This is a genomic window from Streptomyces sp. YS-3 (assembly GCF_045257485.1).
GTDB lineage: Bacteria > Actinomycetota > Actinomycetes > Streptomycetales > Streptomycetaceae > Streptomyces.
Map to the genome: position 1 here is coordinate 14,459 of NZ_JBJHPC010000021.1, position 17,064 is coordinate 31,522.

Consider the following 17,064-nt stretch of genomic DNA (forward strand, 5'->3'; position numbering starts at 1 on the left):
CCGCCCCCAATGACCGTGCGGGCCCCGTGCCCGGTCAGACCGCCGGGTAGGGGGCGCTCTTGAGGCGGCGGGCGAGGTGGGCGGTGTTCGCGGCCAGGGTCGCCGTCGTGGTGGCGGTCTTCTCGGGGGTCTTGTCGAGGTCCTGGTAGTCGGTGCCCTGCATGGCCTCGCCCACCCAGTAGGTGACGGCGTTGGGGGCGAGGGTGAAGCCGACGTCGTTGAGGCCCTGGAACAGGTCGGCGCTCACCTTGTGGGCCCCGTCCTCGTTGCCGACCACGCACACCCCGGCGACCTTGCCGTACGTGAGCATCCGGCCCTGGTCGTCGGTCTCGCCGATCTCGGCGTCCAGGCGCTCAAGGACGCGCTGGGCGATGCTGGAGGGGTGGCCCAGCCAGATCGGGGTGGCCAGGATCAGGATGTCGGAGCCGAGGATCGTGTCGCGGATACCGGGCCAGGCGTCCCCGTCACCCATGTCGGTCTCCACCCCGGGCCTGACGTCGTGGTCCGCCACCCGGATCACCTTGCCGGTGACACCGTGCTCCGACAGGGCCTCCATGGTCTGCTCGGCCAGCAGCTGGGAGCTGGAGGCCGCGGGGGAGGGGCGCAGCGAGCACACCAGGGCGACCGCGCGCAGCGGGGTGGCGGACGAGGACTCGGACGTGGTCTGTGCTTGTTCCATGAACAGACCAGTTCCCCCCTGGTCCGTTTCCTACCAACCTTTCGCCCCGGGCACCGCGCCAAGCCGCCGTTGTGGTCTTCGACAGGCCCGAGGGGGTACCCGGGCTGTATGCGACTGGAGGTGTGACCCATGGTGGGAATCGGATCCAAGAAGGACCTGAGTGGCCAGTCCGCGCTGGTCACCGGCGGTTCGCGAGGACTGGGGCTGCTCATCGCGGCCCGGCTGGCCGTCCGTGGCTGCCAGGTCGCCATCCTCGCCCGGGACGAGGAGGAGCTGGACCGCGCGGCCCAGTGGATCGAGCGGCACACCTCGGTCGTGCCGCTGACGCAGGTGTGCGACGTACGGGACGAGGCGGCGGTCGCGGAGGCGGTGCGCAGGGTCTCCACCGAGCAGAACGGGCTCGACGTGGTGGTCGCCAACGCGGGCGTCATCCAGGTGGCCCCGGTGGCGGCGCTCGACGCCGACGCCTTCCACGACGCGATGGCGACCATCTTCGACGGCGCCGTCCAGGTGTCCCTGGCCGCCCTGCCCCACCTGCGGGAAAGCTCCGCGGGCGGCCGGCTGGGGCTCATCGGGTCGGTGGGCGCGCTGCTCGCCGTTCCCCATCTGCTGCCGTACTCGTGCGCGAAGGCGGCCGTGGGCGCGCTCGGTGAGGGCCTGCGCAGCGAACTGGCCGGGACCGGTGTCTCCGTGACAACCGCCCATCCGGGTCTCATGCGCACCGGCTCCCACCTCCAGGCCGAGTTCGGGGGAGAGGCCTCCCGCGAGTTCGCCTGGTTCTCCGGCCTGTCGGGTGCCCCCATCGTCTCGATGGACGCCGAACGGGCGGCGGAACGGATCGTGCGGGCGCTGGAGCGCCGCCGTATCCGGATCGTCCTGACGCCGACGGCCCGGGCCGCGGACCTGGCCCATGGAGTGGCCCCGACCGCGGTGACCCGCCTGGCGGGGGTGGCGAACCGGTTCCTGCCGGCCGCGGGCGGCGAAGCGGGCACGGAAGGGCGCATCCGGCAGGGGCACGCGCTGAAGGACGTCCCTCGCGGGGGCTGGACGGAGAAGGTCCGCAGGCTGGGCAGTGCCATGAACGACCGCGCCGCGCGCCGCTACAACCAGATGACCCCGGGGCCGCCCACGAGCGCCTCCTAGCGACCCCGCGACGGCCGCCGGGTCCCGGACCGCGCCCGGGACCCGGCGGCCGTCAGGCGATGGCGACGTGAGCAGGACGGGACGTGGGGGCCGACGCGGCTGTCACGGTTTGAGAAGCGTCTTGACCATGCCGTCCTCCTTGGCCTGGAACATCGCGTACGCCTTCGGCCCCTCCTCCAGCGACATGGCGTGGGTCTTGAAGGAGTCGACACCGAGCGGGTCCTCGTCGGTGAGCAGGGGCAGGATGTCCTTCACCCAGCGCCATACGTTCGCCTGCCCCATCCGCAGCTGGATCTGCTTGTCGAACATCGTCAGCAGCGGCATCGGGCTCGCGGCCCCGCCGTACACCCCGGACAAGGACAGCGTGCCGCCGCGGCGGACGAGCTCGATGCCGGTGTGCAGGGCCGCGAGCCGGTCGATTCCCGCGTGCTCCATCAGCGGCTGCGCCACCGCGTCGGGCAGCAGCCCGGTCACCCAGTGCGCCGCCTTGGCGAACGGCGCTCCGTGCGCCTCCATGCCCACGGCGTCGATCACGGCGTCGGTGCCGCGCCCCTCGGTGAGCTCGCGGACGGCCTCCGCCACCTCACCTCCGCGCCGGGCGTCGAGGCAGGCCACACCGTGTGCGCTGGCGCGTGAGAGCCGCTCGGGGACGAGATCGACGCCGATCACGGTCCGGGCGCCCCGGTGCTGCGCGATACGGGTGGCCATGTCGCCGATGGGACCGAGACCCAGAACGGTGACCGTGCCGCCCTCGGGAATGTCCGCGTACTCGACCGCCTGCCACGCGGTGGGCAGGACGTCGGAGAGGTAGACGTAACGGTCGTCCGCCGGGCCCTCGGGGACCTTGATGGGGAGTTTGTTGCCGAAGGGGACGCGCAGCAGTTCCGCCTGTCCGCCCGGTACCTGCCCGTACAGCTTGGTGTAGCCGAAGAGCGACGCGCCCATGCCCCGCTCACGGACCTGGGTGGTCTCGCACTGGGAGTGGAGCCCCTGGTCGCACATGAAACAGTCACGGCAGCTGACGTTGAAGGGGATGACCACGCGGTCGCCCGGGCTGAGCTCCGACACCTCCGGTCCGACTTCCTCGACGATGCCCATCGCCTCGTGGCCCAGGATGTCGCCCGGGTCCAGATATGGTCCGAAGATCTCGTACAGATGCAGGTCGGACCCACAGATCCCGGTCGACGTGACCCGTACGACGATGTCGTCGGGCTTCTCGATGCGCGGGTCGGGAACGGTTTCCACCCGGACGTCCCGCTTGCCGTGCCAAGTAAGTGCGCGCATGATGTGCCGCTCCTGCCGTCGCGATTGTCCAGGGCCGCTCATGGCCCGGGCCTTCGTTCTCGCGGTCCGGGTGCCCGTCGCGGGAGAGGGGTAACGCGCGGCGCCGACCGTACCGGTGTTCGCGTCACGCCCCCGCTGCCAGCAGCTCTGTCATGGTCTCGGCGGCTCGCACCGCCGCGTCCCCGCAGCAGTTGTTGAACAGCGCATGCACATGGGCGCTGCTCTCGGCGAGCTCGCGCAGGCGCGGGACCCAGGACTCCAGCTCCTCGACCGTGTAGCGGTGCCGGTAGGCCTCCTCCTTCGAACCGGTGCCCCAGTCGGGGCTGCGGCCGTGGAACCGTACGACGGACAGCTGTGGCGAGGTGGCCCGGACGACCGGGGGAAGCCCCGGGGCGTCCACTCCGACCAGGGGTATCCGCAGCTCCGACAGAAACCGTACGGTCGCGTCCAGTTGTCGGCCGGTGAGCCAACTCGCGTGCCTGAACTCGACGGTGACCGGCACGTCCGACCGCTTGCGACACTCCTCGATACGGGCCCTCGCCTCCTCGCTGGGCCGGAACCAGGGCGGGAACTGGAACAGCACACTGCCCAGCCGCCCGGCCGCGCGCAACGGCTCGATGCCCTCGTGGAACCGGTCCCACAGCGCGTCCAGCATCCCGCGGGGAAGCTCATGGGGACGCAGCCGGGCGTTCGGGGGTCCGGCCGGCCGCAGTTCGGCCGGGAGGGCGCGGGCGGGGAAGGGGTGGCCGGTCAGGGCGGCGAACGCCTTCACGTCGAAGGTGAAACCCGCGGGCGTGCGCTCGGCCCACATACGGGAGTTGTGGGCGCTGGGCAGGGCGTAGTAGGTGGAGTCGACCTCGACGACGGGGAACCGCGAGGCGTAGTGGCGCAGCCGGCCCTCGGCGTTGCGGAAGCCGCGCGGATACCAACCGGAGGACGCGAGCTCCGGGTTGGCCCAGGAACAGGCTCCCACCTGGATGATGCCGGTCATGATCGGGAGAGGGGCATGGACGCCTCCGGGTGGACGCGCGCCATGGGCGCTGGTCGGTGTGCCCGGGGTCGCCCGGGGTCCGTCCCCGGTCAGGGCGGACGTATCTCCAGTACCCCGAGACGCTCCCGTACACCTGGCACCCAGTCACACGCGGTGGGCGCCCCCTTCGACGAGGAGCCGTGCCGCCCCACTCAGGGGCTGCACCCAGCCCCTGGACATCACGCGTGGACCGTGGCGGGGTGGCGCAGATGGGCCGGTGTGCGGCTGATGCGGACCAGCCGGTCGAAGTCGACGGCCGCCCCGCGCAGAAGCAGGTCCACGATGTCCGCGGCCGAGGGGCGGGGTGTAGTCGCCCCGCCGAGGAGGGCCCGCTGGTAGACGGAGGCGGCGAGCAGGTCGACGAGCACGTCGGGGTCGACGTCGGGGCGCAGATCGCCCCGGGCGACGGCCCGTTCGACGGCGGTCGTGGCGGCCTGCCGACTGGGCCGTACGAGAAGGTCGATGAGGCGCCGGTGCAGCTCCGGGTCGTGGGCGCAGTCGGCGACCAGCGGTGCCAGGACACCGCGCGGCAGCCGCTCGTGCAGCGCCGCGTCCAGGAGCCGCACACTCTGTGTCAGGTCGCAGCGGGTGCAGTTGTTGTCGGGCACCGGCGGCACGGCCAGGATCGACGCGAGGGCGTCGATGATCAGGTCCTGGCGGTGGGGCCAACGGCGGCGGATCGCCGCCTTGGTGGTGCCCGCCCGCCCCGCCACGGTTTCCATCGCGAAGCCCGAGTATCCGTGGGCTCGCAGGATGTCCAGCGTGGCGGTCAGGACGGCTGTGTCGATCGCGGGGTCGCGCGGCCGGCCCCCGGAGCTCACTCGGCGTCCTGCGGGTACCAGCGCAGCTCGACCGTGTTGCCCTCCGGGTCCTTGACGTAGACGGAGTTGGCGGAGCCGCGTGCGCCGAAGCGCGGCACGGGGCCCTCAAGGACGTCGAGCGTGCCGGAGTCGATGACCTCCTGCCAGTCCAGCGGGTCCACGACGAGGCAGATGTGGTCGACGTTGGACTCGCCGCGCGGCCGGTCGAACAGGTCGATGATGGTGTTCGCGTTGATCCGGACCGAGGGGAACGGGACCTTGCCCGCACGCCACTCCTCCACGCGTACCGGCTCCAGCCCCAGCGGCCCGGTGTAGAAGGCGAGGGCACGCTCGACGTCCTGGACGTTGAGGACGATGTGGTCGAAGTCCTTGACACGCAGCATGGGTTGAGCCTCTCGGGTAAGCGGGTCCGCTCGGGATCTGGTTCCGAACCGGCCCGGATCGTAACAACGGGAGAGGCCCACTGGGAAGGGCTGAAGGCGAGGCGTCCCGCTGCCCGGAGTGCCGAAGTTCCGCGCGAGCGTGCGGGGTTGGCTGGTTCTCGTCTGTCGGCGCGGTGAACCCGGCCTCAGCGAGGGGCTGGTCAGGTGGTGGGCCGCTCGCGACGGGCCCGCAGACAGCGGCGGATCTCCTCGGCGTACGGAAGCGCCACGCCCACGGTGATGGTGGCGGCCAGGGCCGCCAGATAACCGAGGGGCAGGGGCCTGTCCTTGGGCAGCAGTTTCCAGTCGTCGGGCCCGGGGCCGCCCCGGAGCGTCGCCTTGACCGCCTCGGGGTGCAGACAGGCGGTGAAGGCCATCGCCGTCAACGGCAGCACCTCCAGGAAACTGTGGATGTGCTGCTCGATCGGCCGGACTTCGCGCTCCTTGGTGGCGAGGCTGACGTCGTAGAGCGCGGTGGCGCCGTGGGCCAGCGCGGCGCCGCCCATGGTGGAGAGGACGAGCGGGTTGATCTTCGCGAGCAGCCCGATGGTCACGGGGAGACCGGCCTCGGTCATCATCAGGGCATGCACGGCCGACTCACGGACGCCCGAGGTGTCCTCGATCCGGGTACGCCGGTGCATCCACCAGTCGGCGAGCCCCGGCACGACCCACAGGGGCAGTACGCCGTAGAGCAGGAACCGCCGGTTGGCGTCCTCGGTTCCGGACACGGGCTCGGAGAGGGGGAGGTCACGGCCCTGTCGCCAACGGGTCCAGGCGCGGGCGGGCAGTGCGGTGAGCGCGTGGGGACTCGGCATGGCAGTACGTCTCGCCTTCTCGTCGCGTGGTTACGCTTTGATCTTCTCCGTGCGGGACAAGCCTCCCCTCGGGTGACCCGCCTCGCGCGCCGAAAACACCGACCACCGGAAGCACCGCAAGCACCGAGCACGCCGGGTCCCCTTGCCGCGGCCGGAGGGTGACGGATGCGGCGTCCGTGTTACCCGCGGACGAGGGCGGGTACCGATGACCGGTCGGCGCGCCGGGCGCCGCGGGTGGTCGCTGGGAGGCAGCGTGGACGCTTCGGTGGACCGGATCGCGCGGCCCTGGGGCAGCCGTACACCGTACGGACGACACGAGGCGTGGCCCACCCGGGTGGACACCCATCTGGCCCAGGGGGTGGAGCCGGACGACGTGCAGCGCTGGGTGCAGTCCGCCTCGATCCTCCACTCCGACGGTGACGCGATGGACATCGCCGTGAAGGACGGCGGCATCGTAGGGGTGCGCGGCCGGGCGGCCGACCGGGTCAACCACGGCCGTCTGGGCCCGAAGGACCTCTTCGGGTGGCAGGCGAACTCCTCCCCGGACCGGCTGACACGGCCGCTGATCCGCGAGGGCGGGCGGCTCGTCGAGTGCGACTGGGACACCGCGATGGAGCGTGTCGTCGCGCGGTCCAGGGAACTCCTGGACGAGAGGGGCCCGGGGTCGATCGGCTTCTACACCTCCGGACAGCTGTTCCTTGAGGAGTACTACACGCTCGCCGTGCTGGCCCGGGCCGGTATCGGCACCAACCACCTGGACGGCAACACACGTCTGTGCACCGCCACGGCGGGCGAGGCGCTGAAGGAGTCCTTCGGCTGCGACGGCCAGCCGGGCACCTACGACGACATCGACCACATGGACGTCATGGTGCTGTTCGGCCACAACATCGCCGAGACCCAGCCGGTGCAGTGGATGCGGATCCTCGACCGGCTGGACGGCACCGACCCTCCCCGGCTGATCTGCGTGGATCCCCGGCCGACGCGGGTCGCGCGCAAGGCCACCGTGCATCTCGCGCCGCGCGCCGGCACCAATGTGGCCCTGCTCAACGCCCTGCTGCACGAGGTCATCCGCGCCGGTCACATCGACCGGGAGTACATCGACGCGCACACGGTCGGCTTCGACGAACTGGCGGCGGCCGTCGAGGACTGCACACCGGAGTGGGCCGCCGCGATCTGCGACGTCCCCGTCGACCGCATCAGGCGGGCGGCGGACATCATCGGTTCGGCCGAGCGCCTGTTGTCCACGGTCCTCCAGGGCGTCTACCAGTCGCATCAGGCCACGGCCGCCGCGGTACAGGTCAACAATCTGCATCTGATCCGCGGCATGCTCGGCCGCCCGGGTGCCGGAGTGCTCCAGATGAACGGGCAGCCCACGGCGCAGAACACCCGCGAGTGCGGCGCCAACGGCGACCTGCCGGGCTTCCGCAACTGGCAGAACGACGCGCACGTCGCCGACCTGGCGAAGGTGTGGAACGTCGAGCCCGAGACCATCCCGCACTACGGACCGCCCACCCACGCCATGCAGATGTTCCGTTACGCGGAACAGGGCTCGATCCGCATGCTCTGGATCAGCGGCACCAACCCCGCCGTCTCCCTCCCCGAACTCGGCCGTATCCGCTCGATCCTCGCCCAGGAACGGCTGTTCGTCGTGGTCCAGGACCTGTTCCTGACCGAGACGGCCCAATTGGCCGATGTGGTCCTGCCCGCGGCCACCTGGGGGGAGAAGACCGGCGCGCTCACCAACGCCGACCGGACCGTACACCTGTCGGACAAGGCCGTCGAACCGCCCGGCGAAGCCAAACCGGACCTGGACATCTTCCTCGACTACGCGGCCCGTATGGACTTCCGCGACAAGGACGGCGGCCCCCTGATCACCTGGCACGACCCCGAGTCGGCGTTCGAGGCGTGGAAGCGGTGCAGCGCCGGCCGCCCCTGCGACTACACCGGTCTCAGCCACGAGAAGCTGCGCGGGACGAGCGGCATCCAGTGGCCGTGCAACGAGAGGTTCCCCGAGGGCACCGAGCGCCTCTACACCGACGGGATCAGCTGGGCCGGTCCGCAGGTGTGCGAGTCGTACGGCAAGGACCTGGTGACCGGCGCGTCCCAGGAGGCGGTCGACTACCGGGCCGCCAACCCGGACGGAAAAGCCATGCTGAAGCCCTCCGCGTATCTGCCGCCGCACGAGGCACCGAGCGAGGAGCATCCCTTCCAGCTCACCACCGGACGGACGATCTACCACTTCCACACCCGTACGAAGACCGGCCGGGCGCCCCAGCTCAACTCCGCCGCCCCCGAGGTGTGGGTGGAGGCCTCCACGGTGGACGCGGACGGGCTCGGCTTCCACGAAGGGGACCTGATGGAGGTCGCCACCCCCCGTGGCGCGCTGCGGGCCCGTCTGCGCGTCACCGACATCCGTCCCGGTCTGCTGTTCGTGCCCTTCCACTACGGCTACTGGGACACGCCGACAGGGCACGGCCCCGGGGACGGCACACCGGGACGCGCCGCCAACGAGACCACGATCACCGACTGGGATCCCGTCTCCAAGCAGCCGCTGTTCAAGACCGCCGCGGCGGCGCTGCGCCTGGTGGAACGAGGCGGCGGTGCCAGTGCCCCCGCGCCCACCACGACGGCGTCCGCCCCCGCGCGCCCGGCGGGTGTACCCGCCACCGAGGGAGGGCCCTCGGCCCACGCGGGACAGACCGAAGGCCCCGAGTGGCGCGAGCGGAACGGAGCCGGCGCGTGAACGGCATCAAGATCGTCCTGCGCGGTGCCCACCACGGTGAGCGCCGGCTGGCCAGGGAACTGCTGACCGTGGCCGAACGCCACCGGACCGAGCAGGAGATCCACCATGTCGCCCTCGACCTCGCCACCTGGTCGCGCGAGCATGTCCAGCGGCTGGCCGACACCGCCCGGGACCATGACCTCGACCTGAGCGGCCCCGGCGAATCTCCGGGCGGCTTCCTGACGACGCTGAGGGAGAAGACCGCCGAAACGATGGGACGCCGACCCGAGCCGGGCCTGCTCCTCCTGCGCGACCTGCGCGATCTGCATCTGGCCGCGTCGGAGAACTCGCTCTCCTGGGAGATGCTCGGGCAGGCCGCGCAGGCGTCCAGGGACGCCGGTCTCCTTCAGCTCGTCTCGTCCTGCCACCCGCGGACACTGCGGCAGATGCGCTGGACCAACACGATGATCAAAATTCTGTCGCCGCAGATCCTGACGTCCTTGTAGACGGCGTACCGGAACCGTCACCGGACCTTCACACGACCGGCCCGTGGCCCGCAGCGATGAGGGCACCCGGGAACGGCCGTCTTCTGGAGGAGTCCGGAACCATGTTCATCGTCGCGTGCCTGTTGCTGCCCGCCGTCGCAGCGCTGCTGTACGGCATGGACCGTGTCGAGGACTGGCTGACGCGCGGCCCGCAGTCGGCCCGCCGCCATGCCCGCACCCGCCATCTGCGTCTCCTCCCCGGAGGGAAGCAGGACACCGTCACGCGCCCGCGGGCCGCGGGCCGCCACTCGGACGCGGCCTGAGCGGGCGCCGTCCTTTGCCCGGCACGGTCCACGCGCGTGTCGCCCCTGCCGGGCGCGTTCTCCGGCTGGGCCGGACGGGGGAACAGCATGCCCTTGAGCGCCGCCCGTCGCCCCTGGCGGGTAGAGATAGCGAAACGTTTCGCCCCGAGTCTGCGCCTGGGAGGAGTTCCGTGGACGCGACCGCGCTCCCGCGCGAGGACCACACGAGGAGGCAGGACGCCCCGACGGCCACCGGCCGGGCTCTGCGCCGGCCGCCCCGCGGACCGGTACCGGCCCTGCGCCGAGGGGTGGCAACCGCGGTCTGCGCAGGTGTGATCGGCGCCCTGCTGACGGCGTGCGGGGCGACCTCGGGCCGGGTCGACGGCGCCCGCGACGCGGGCCGGGCCTTCCAGCGTGCCGTGGCAGCACGCGACTACCCGGCGGCGTGCGGCCTTCTGGCACCCCGGACGCGGCAGCAGCTGGAGGAGGACGAGAAGCAGCGGTGCGGTCAGGCGCTCGGGGGCCAACAGCTGCCCACGGCCGCGCCCGCGGGAAGTCCTGAGGTGTACGGACGGCAGGCGTCACTCGACGCGGGCGGCCAGAAGCTGTTCCTGTCGCAGTTCCGCGCCGGGTGGAAGGTCGTCGCGGCCGGCTGTACGCCCCGGGGCGGCGACAAGCCCTACCGCTGTGTCGTGAAGGGCGGCTGAACATGCGCGCACTCTTCGTCATCTGTCTCGTCGTGCTCTTCGGCGGACTGGGATACTTCATCGCGATCGGAGCGATGTACCGATGACCTCGCAGAGCCGGCGCAGCGAGCGCCGGGGCGGTTTCTGGAAGGACAACAGCCTCACCCTGGCCTTCGGCACGGCGTTCCTGCTCACCCTTCTGGGCCAGGCGCTCTCCGGGCACGCCGAGTTCAACGAACAGCTCTCCGTGGGCGACTACCAGCAGCTGAGCTTCGGCGAGTACCTGATGTCCTCGGACTTCGCCGTCGACGTCACCGAGAACTGGCAGTCGGAATTCCTCCAGTTCTTCCTGTACATCTTCGGCACCGTCTGGCTCGTCCAGCGGGGCTCCCCCGAGTCGAAGAAGCCGCACGAGAAGGGGCCCGAGTCCGACCGCGACCAGCGGATGGGCGACCACGCGCGCGAGGACTCGCCGCGCTGGGCCGGTACCAAGGACTGGCGCCAACGGGTCTACTCCCGTTCGCTCGGCCTGCTCATGGGCCTGGTGTTCCTGCTGTCCTGGCTCGCCCAGTCGATCTCGGGAGTGGCCGCCCACAACGAACAGCAACTGCGGCAGCTCCAGGACCCGATCGGCTGGGGCGCGTATCTGGGATCGCCCGAGTTCTGGTCCCGCACCCTGCAGAACTGGCAGTCCGAACTCCTTGCGGTCGCTTCGATGGTCATCCTCTCGGTGTATCTGCGCCAGCGCGGCTCCCCGGAGTCCAAGCCGGTCGGCGCGCCCCACAGCGCCACGGGCATCGAGGGCTGACGCGTGCGGGGGAAGGGCCCGTAACCCCCGCTCAGCGTTCTCTCGAAATTTACTTGGAAACTCCAAGTAGCGTGACTACGCTGGCGCCGCATGATCAGCGATAGCGGGAACGACGCATACGAGCTCTCCACCGATCCGGACCGGCTCGACGTGGCGACCGTGCACCGGTGGCTGTCGACCGACACCTACTGGGCCAAGGGGCGCAGCCGGGAGCAGGTCGAGGAGACGATACGCGCATCACTCACCTTCGCCCTCTACGGTGCCGGCGGCGAGCAGGTCGCCTATGCCCGTGTCATCACCGACCGGGTGACGTTCGCCTGGCTGTGCGACGTCTATGTCGCCCGTGACCACCGCGGCAGGGGGCTGGGTACCCGGCTCGCCGAGGCGGTCCGTGACCACCTCGCGCCCTTCGGTCTCAGGCGGGTACTCCTCGCGACGCTCGACGCGCACGAGGTGTACGCGAAGGTCGGCTTCACCCCCGTTCCCCACCCCGAGACCTTCATGGTCCTGAGTGCCGCGGAATGAACGGCTAGCCGGTAAGGGAGAGTCGAGGGCGCGTTCGCGGGACGGCGGGCGCGCTCTCGCTGTGATGTGTGCCCGTTGCGTCAGTGGTGCCCCAACCGACGCTCGCGCAACGGGAGTTGCCGCGTGCCCCACGCGTACACCCGCGATCCCGCATCGCGAAACGCCCCCTTGACATCCCCGCAATCCCTCCTGCACTTTGGGAGCGCTCCCACAGGTTCAAAGCTCGCGCACATCCCCCGCACCGTGCCCTCGTCCCCGAGCCGCTTGGAGTGTTCCCCACATGCCCTCGCGCACCAGACGCAGGCCAGGCCCGCGTCGTCTCCTCACCTACGCCGCCGTGCTCGCGCTGCCCCTCGGCGCGATCACCGCCGGCGCTCTCCCCGCGGCTCACGCCGCCTCCCTCCAGTGCAGCGTCGACTACAAGACCAACGACTGGGGCTCCGGATTCACCGCCGACATCACGGTGACCAACCGGGGCTCCGCCGCGATCGACGGCTGGACACTGACGTACGCCTACACGGGCAACCAGCAGCTGACCAACGGCTGGAACGGCGCCTGGTCGCAGTCCGCGCGGACCGTCACGGTCAAGGCGGCCGACTGGAACAAGACCATCGCCGCGGGCGCCGCCGTCACCACGGGCGGCCAGTTCACCTACAGCGGCACCAACACGGCCCCCACCGACTTCGCCCTCAACGGCAACCCCTGCAACGGCGCACACCAGCCCCCGGTCGCCGTGCTGACCAGTCCCGCCGCGGGCGCCACGTATACGGCTGGGGACCCGGTGCCGCTCGCCGCGRCGGCWGCCGYCGCGGACGGGGCCTCGATCGGCAAGGTGGAGTTCTACAGCGACACCACCCTCCTCGGCACCGACACCACCGCGCCCTACACCTTCTCCGCGACCGGGCTCGCGGCGGGGGACTACTCGCTGTACGCCAAGGCCTACGACAGCCTCGGAGCCTCGGCGGAGTCCGCGCCCGTCGGCATCCACGTCACCAGCGGGCCCGCCGTCGTCGCCTCGCCCGCCCAGCTCTCCGTCCAGCAGGGCAAGTCGGCGACGTTCGGCGTCAAACTGTCCACCCAGCCGACTGCGAACGTGACCGTCGGCATCTCCCGCACCTCCGGCAACACCGGGCTCTCCCTCACGTCCGGCGCGAGCCTGGTCTTCACCCCCGCCAACTGGAACACCGCCCAGCAGGCGACGGTCACCGCCGACGCCTCCGGCACCGGAGCGGCCGTCTTCACCGCGACGGCGCCCGGCCACGCCAGGGCCGAGGTCACCGCCACCGAGATCGCCGCGTCCAAAACCTATGACGCGCGCTTCCTCGCCCTCTACGGGAAGATCACCGACCCGGCGAACGGCTACTTCTCACCCAAGGGCATCCCGTACCACTCGGTGGAGACGCTGATCGTGGAGGCGCCGGACCAGGGGCACGAGACGACCTCGGAGGCGTACAGCTATCTGATCTGGCTGCAAGCCATGTACGGCAAGGTCAGCGGGGACTGGTCCAAGTTCAACGGTGCCTGGGACATCATGGAGAAGTACATGATCCCCGGCCACGCCGACCAGCCCACCAACTCCTTCTACAACGCCTCCAAGCCGGCCACCTACGCGCCCGAAGGCGACCTGCCGTCCCAGTACCCGGCGCAGCTCGACCCGTCCGTCCCCGTCGGGAACGACCCCATCGCGGGCGAGCTGAAGAGCGCGTACGGCACCGACGACATCTACGGCATGCACTGGCTGGAGGACGTCGACAACGTCTACGGCTACGGCAACGCGCCGGGCACCTGCGAGGGCGGGCCGGCCGTGGCCGGGCCCTCGTACATCAACACCTTCCAGCGCGGTCCCCAGGAGTCCGTCTGGGAGACCGTGCCGCAGCCCACCTGCGACACCTTCAAGTACGGCGGGAAGAACGGGTACTTGGACCTGTTCACCAAGGACTCCTCGTACGCCAAGCAGTGGAAGTTCACCGACGCCCCCGACGCCGACGCACGCGCCGTACAGGCCGCCTACTGGGCGGACGTGTGGGCCAAACAGCAGGGCAAGGGCGCCTCGGTCACCGCGACCGTCGCCAAGGCGGCGAAGATGGGTGACTATCTGCGGTACGCGATGTACGACAAGTACTTCAAGCAGCAGGGCAACTGCGTCGGGCCCACCACCTGCCCGGCCGGCAGCGGCAAGAACAGCTCCAGCTACCTGCTGTCCTGGTACTACGCCTGGGGCGGCGCCACCGACACCTCGGCGGGCTGGGCCTGGCGCATCGGTTCGAGCCATGTGCACGGCGGCTACCAGAACCCCCTGGCCGCGTGGGCTCTCAGCTCCTACGCCGATCTGAAGCCCAAGTCGGCCACCGGCTCCGCGGACTGGGGCACCAGCCTCAAGCGGCAACTGGAGTTCTACCGCTGGCTGCAGTCCGACGAGGGCGCCATCGCGGGCGGCGCCACCAACAGCTGGCAGGGCCGGTACGCGTCCCCACCGGCCGGCACACCCACCTTCTACGGCATGTTCTACGACGAGGCACCCGTCTACCACGACCCGCCCTCCAACCAGTGGTTCGGCTTCCAGGCCTGGTCGATGGAGCGGGTCGCCGAGTACTACCAGCAGACGGGTGACACCGCCGCCAAGGCCGTTCTGGACAAGTGGGTCACCTGGGCGCTGTCCAGGACCACCGTCAACCCCGACGGCACCTACCGCATCCCCGCCACCCTCCAGTGGTCCGGCAAGCCCGACACCTGGAACGCGGCCTCCCCCGGGACCAACGCGGGCCTGCACGTCACCGTCGCCGACTACACCGACGACGTGGGTGTCGCCGCCGCCTACGCCAAGACCCTGACCTACTACGGGGCCAAGTCCGGCAATACGGCGGCGAAGACGATGGCGAAGAAGCTGATCGACGGGATGTGGGACCACAACCAGGACGCGCTGGGCATCGCCGTGCCCGAGACCCGCACCGACTACAAGCGGTTCGCCGACCCGGTGTACGTGCCGAGCGGCTGGAGCGGGACCATGCCCAACGGCGACAAGATCGACTCCACGTCGACCTTCACCTCCCTGCGCTCCTTCTACAAGAACGACCCGGCCTGGTCGAAGATCGAGACGTATCTCGCGGGCGGCGCCGCCCCGGTCTTCACCTACCACCGGTTCTGGGCCCAGGCCGACATCGCGATGGCCATGGGCGCCTACGCGGAGCTGCTCGAATAGCCAGCTGACAGCTCCGTGGCCCCGGTCCGTCTCGCCCGCCCCGCCGGACGGACCGGGGCCCTCCTCCGTGCGCGGGGATCAGCCGGCCCCTCCCGCGCCCGCCCGCCTGCCGACGAGGCCGGGCAGGACGCGCGGGTCGTCCACCCTGGCGCGCAGGGTGGGCGTCCACCCGGCGCCGGAGCGCAACACGTCGCCGGGCGACTGCGCGTTGTGGACGGCGATGAGGTCGACCACGCGGCCGTTGACGTAGTTGCCGTCGGCGGTGACCGGCGCGTCGCTCCACTTCTTCAGGATGTTCGCGGCGGACACACCGTCCGGAAGCACGAACGCGTTCTTCTCCGCGACGAGTTGGGACTGGTAGCCGATCCCGAAGGCGTACTGGTACTTCTGCTCCTTGGTGACCCTGTACAGGTTGTTGTACGCGTCGACCTGGCCGAAGCGGACGCGCGGGGCGCGCTCGACGATGCCGGCGAAGAGGTTGTGGTGGAGGGTGACCTTGAGTCGGCCCGCGTCGGTGGCGGCGGCGCCGTCACTGTTGCCGATCATGAGGGTCTTGTCGTGTTCCCTGAAGGCGTTCCAGGAGACCGTCACACGGTCGGCGCCCTTGACGATGTCGAGCTCGCCGTCGTGCTGCTCGTAGATCTTGCCGAAGTAGGTGGGCAGGGTGCTGTCGGGGTGGGCGCCGTCGGTGAAGGTGTTGTGGTCCATCCACACATGGGTGGAGCCGTGGACGACGGCGCTGTCGTACTCGGAGTTCCAGGCGCCCGTCCTGTTGTCATCGGTGGGGTCCCACTGGGGGAAGCAGTCGAGGGGGCTCTCCAGGGTCAGGTTGCGCACGATGACGTTGTCGACGCCCTTGATCTGGAGGCTGCCGCCGACGATTCCCGCGTGCGCGCCCACACCGACGATGGTGGTGTTGGACGGGACGTCGGCGGTGATGGCGGGTTTCTGGCGGGCGGCCGAGGCGGCGCGCAGGTCCTCCTGCGGACCGCTGACAGGTTTGTCGTGGCCCCATACCGCCGGGTCGTAGTCGGCGAGGTAGCGCGCGAAGTCGTACCCCTCGGCCGCGAAGGCGGCGCAGCCGTCGGCGGTGGCGTTCAATGTGCCCCTCACCCGGATGATCTTCGGGCTGTCGCCGCCCTCCCGCAGCGCGGCCTTCAGCCCGTCCCAGGTGGTGACGGTGGAGACGTGCGCGGCGTCGGCCCGGGCGCCGCCCGTGGTGCCGGAGCCGGTCGACCCCCAGCCGTCGCCCGCGGGCAGGGACTGCCGGCCCGGGTCGCGGCTGTGGGCGTGGGCGGTGCCCGCGGTGGCTGTCAGGGCGAGCACCAGCGCCGCGCAGGCGGCCGTCGCGGCCACGCGGTGGGATCGCCTCTGGGGTGTGCGCGTCATACGTTTCTCCTCGCGAGGGCGGTACGGGTCAGGGGGCGGCGGGCCAGGTGATCCAGGACGCGGGGACGGTGTCGTCCAGGCGTCGCAGGTCACCGGCTGCCAGCAGGCGCTGATCGCGCAGTCGCCGGGCCACCAGGCGTGCCACGGCGATCGCGCCCGGCGGGTTGAAGTGGGTGTTGTCCTGTTCCGTGGCGGTCCAGTTGAAGTACTTCTTCGTCTCCTCCGCCCMCAGCCGCTGCCACAGCGCCAGCGACAGGGTCTGGATGTCGAGCAGGGGGGTGTCCGTCTGCCGGGCGAGGGCCCGCATCGCGGCCGGGTAGTCGCCGTGGGTGGGGTGCGCGGTGCCCTCGGCGTCGAACTTGCGGCGCTCCACGGAGGTGAGCAGCACCGGCCGCGCCCCGTGGGCACGCGCCCCGTCCACGTACTCGCGCAGACAGTCCTGGTAGGTGGACCAGGGTTCCGTGTAGCGGGTGGGATCGGTGCTCTTCTCGTCGTTGTGGCCGAATTGCACGAGCAGGAGGTCGCCGGGCCGGATCACCTTGAGGATCGCGGTGAGGCGCCCTTCGTCGAGGAAGCTCTTGGAACTGCGGCCGTTCACGGCGTGGTTGGCGACGGGCAGGCCCGTGTGCAGGAAGAACGGCAGGGCCATGCCCCAGCCGGTCTCCGGGGCCGCGTCCGCGTACTTCTGGGCGGCCGTGGAGTCACCCGCGATGTGGAGGGTGGGCCTACGGCGGGGGGCTCCCGGGGTCGCGTG

The 17,064-nt window shown here is 70.8% G+C and carries 16 protein-coding genes; 8 read left to right on the plus strand and 8 right to left on the minus strand.

Features of this window, described 5'->3' with window-relative positions; genetic code table 11:
* Positions 1 to 34: 34 nt before the first annotated feature.
* The gene (locus tag ACJA3G_RS03870) at positions 35 to 679 is read right to left on the minus strand and encodes a flavodoxin family protein (RefSeq protein ID WP_406551431.1); all 645 of its coding nucleotides are present in this window, start codon (positions 677 to 679) and stop codon (positions 35 to 37) included.
* A 129-nt stretch (positions 680 to 808) separates the two neighbouring features.
* Between ACJA3G_RS03870 and ACJA3G_RS03875 the strand changes: the two genes are divergently transcribed.
* On the plus strand, positions 809 to 1,822 hold the full coding sequence (locus ACJA3G_RS03875; protein ID WP_406551432.1) for an SDR family NAD(P)-dependent oxidoreductase: 1,014 nt from the start codon (positions 809 to 811) through the stop codon (positions 1,820 to 1,822).
* A 102-nt stretch (positions 1,823 to 1,924) separates the two neighbouring features.
* Here ACJA3G_RS03875 and ACJA3G_RS03880 read toward each other — a convergent pair whose 3' ends face one another.
* From ACJA3G_RS03880 to ACJA3G_RS03900, 5 genes are all read right to left on the minus strand, one after another.
* Positions 1,925 to 3,106, minus strand: coding sequence for an alcohol dehydrogenase catalytic domain-containing protein (locus ACJA3G_RS03880; protein ID WP_406551433.1), 1,182 nt, complete (start codon positions 3,104 to 3,106; stop codon positions 1,925 to 1,927).
* Positions 3,107 to 3,230: 124 nt separating this feature from the next.
* A complete protein-coding gene (locus ACJA3G_RS03885; protein WP_406551434.1) occupies positions 3,231 to 4,097 on the minus strand; it encodes a DUF72 domain-containing protein in 867 nt (288 codons plus the stop codon).
* Positions 4,098 to 4,315: 218 nt separating this feature from the next.
* A complete protein-coding gene (locus ACJA3G_RS03890; protein ID WP_406551435.1) occupies positions 4,316 to 4,957 on the minus strand; it encodes a TetR/AcrR family transcriptional regulator C-terminal ligand-binding domain-containing protein in 642 nt (213 codons plus the stop codon).
* Positions 4,954 to 5,340, minus strand: a complete 387-nt coding sequence (locus tag ACJA3G_RS03895; RefSeq protein ID WP_406551436.1) for a VOC family protein — start codon at positions 5,338 to 5,340, stop codon at positions 4,954 to 4,956. The genes ACJA3G_RS03890 and ACJA3G_RS03895 overlap by 4 nt, the downstream gene beginning before the upstream one ends.
* 200 nt (positions 5,341 to 5,540) lie before the next feature.
* Positions 5,541 to 6,194 (minus strand): diguanylate cyclase, encoded by a 654-nt coding sequence (locus ACJA3G_RS03900; RefSeq protein ID WP_406551437.1) that lies wholly within the window; start codon positions 6,192 to 6,194, stop codon positions 5,541 to 5,543.
* A gap of 253 nt (positions 6,195 to 6,447) precedes the next feature.
* Here ACJA3G_RS03900 and ACJA3G_RS03905 point away from each other — a divergent pair, with 253 nt between their 5' ends.
* The 7 genes from ACJA3G_RS03905 (at position 6,448) to ACJA3G_RS03935 (ending at position 14,921) form a co-directional block, all read left to right on the plus strand.
* Positions 6,448 to 8,937: a molybdopterin oxidoreductase family protein gene (locus ACJA3G_RS03905; RefSeq protein ID WP_406551438.1), complete on the plus strand. Its 2,490-nt coding sequence runs from the start codon at positions 6,448 to 6,450 to the stop codon at positions 8,935 to 8,937.
* On the plus strand, positions 8,934 to 9,422 hold the full coding sequence (locus ACJA3G_RS03910) for a hypothetical protein (protein ID WP_406551439.1): 489 nt from the start codon (positions 8,934 to 8,936) through the stop codon (positions 9,420 to 9,422). The genes ACJA3G_RS03905 and ACJA3G_RS03910 overlap by 4 nt, the downstream gene beginning before the upstream one ends.
* Positions 9,423 to 9,523: 101 nt before the next feature.
* The gene (locus tag ACJA3G_RS03915) at positions 9,524 to 9,724 is read left to right on the plus strand and encodes a hypothetical protein (protein ID WP_406551440.1); all 201 of its coding nucleotides are present in this window, start codon (positions 9,524 to 9,526) and stop codon (positions 9,722 to 9,724) included.
* A 170-nt stretch (positions 9,725 to 9,894) separates the two neighbouring features.
* Positions 9,895 to 10,410 carry a hypothetical protein gene (locus tag ACJA3G_RS03920; RefSeq protein WP_406551441.1) on the plus strand — a complete coding sequence of 172 codons (516 nt, stop codon included), beginning with the start codon at positions 9,895 to 9,897 and terminating at the stop codon, positions 10,408 to 10,410.
* Between the two features lie 82 nt (positions 10,411 to 10,492).
* Positions 10,493 to 11,197, plus strand: a complete 705-nt coding sequence (locus ACJA3G_RS03925) for a DUF6766 family protein (protein ID WP_406551442.1) — start codon at positions 10,493 to 10,495, stop codon at positions 11,195 to 11,197.
* Between the two features lie 90 nt (positions 11,198 to 11,287).
* Entirely contained in the window at positions 11,288 to 11,722 is a 435-nt protein-coding gene (locus ACJA3G_RS03930; RefSeq protein ID WP_406551443.1) for a GNAT family N-acetyltransferase, read from the plus strand.
* Positions 11,723 to 12,002: 280 nt separating this feature from the next.
* A complete protein-coding gene (locus ACJA3G_RS03935; RefSeq protein WP_406551444.1) occupies positions 12,003 to 14,921 on the plus strand; it encodes a glycoside hydrolase family 48 protein in 2,919 nt (972 codons plus the stop codon).
* A gap of 78 nt (positions 14,922 to 14,999) precedes the next feature.
* Here the strand turns inward: ACJA3G_RS03935 and ACJA3G_RS03940 are convergent, their stop codons facing one another.
* Both ACJA3G_RS03940 and ACJA3G_RS03945 read right to left on the minus strand, forming a co-directional pair.
* Positions 15,000 to 16,310, minus strand: a complete 1,311-nt coding sequence (locus ACJA3G_RS03940; RefSeq protein WP_406551445.1) for a polysaccharide lyase family 1 protein — start codon at positions 16,308 to 16,310, stop codon at positions 15,000 to 15,002.
* 28 nt (positions 16,311 to 16,338) lie between these two features.
* A partial coding sequence (locus tag ACJA3G_RS03945; RefSeq protein WP_406551446.1) for a rhamnogalacturonan acetylesterase occupies positions 16,339 to 17,064 on the minus strand: 726 nt, incomplete at its 5' end.

Excerpts from the sequence above, each read along its gene's own strand:
- ACJA3G_RS03870 (WP_406551431.1), bottom strand. The coding sequence starts at position 679 with ATGGAACAAGCACAGACCACGTCCGAGTCCTCGTCCGCCACCCCGCTG.
- ACJA3G_RS03875 (WP_406551432.1), top strand. The coding sequence starts at position 809 with ATGGTGGGAATCGGATCCAAGAAGGACCTGAGTGGCCAGTCCGCGCTG.
- ACJA3G_RS03880 (WP_406551433.1), bottom strand. The coding sequence starts at position 3,106 with ATGCGCGCACTTACTTGGCACGGCAAGCGGGACGTCCGGGTGGAAACC.
- ACJA3G_RS03885 (WP_406551434.1), bottom strand. The coding sequence starts at position 4,097 with ATGACCGGCATCATCCAGGTGGGAGCCTGTTCCTGGGCCAACCCGGAG.
- ACJA3G_RS03895 (WP_406551436.1), bottom strand. The coding sequence starts at position 5,340 with ATGCTGCGTGTCAAGGACTTCGACCACATCGTCCTCAACGTCCAGGAC.
- ACJA3G_RS03900 (WP_406551437.1), bottom strand. The coding sequence starts at position 6,194 with ATGCCGAGTCCCCACGCGCTCACCGCACTGCCCGCCCGCGCCTGGACC.
- ACJA3G_RS03915 (WP_406551440.1), top strand. The coding sequence starts at position 9,524 with ATGTTCATCGTCGCGTGCCTGTTGCTGCCCGCCGTCGCAGCGCTGCTG.
- ACJA3G_RS03925 (WP_406551442.1), top strand. The coding sequence starts at position 10,493 with ATGACCTCGCAGAGCCGGCGCAGCGAGCGCCGGGGCGGTTTCTGGAAG.
- ACJA3G_RS03930 (WP_406551443.1), top strand. The coding sequence starts at position 11,288 with ATGATCAGCGATAGCGGGAACGACGCATACGAGCTCTCCACCGATCCG.
- ACJA3G_RS03940 (WP_406551445.1), bottom strand. The coding sequence starts at position 16,310 with ATGACGCGCACACCCCAGAGGCGATCCCACCGCGTGGCCGCGACGGCC.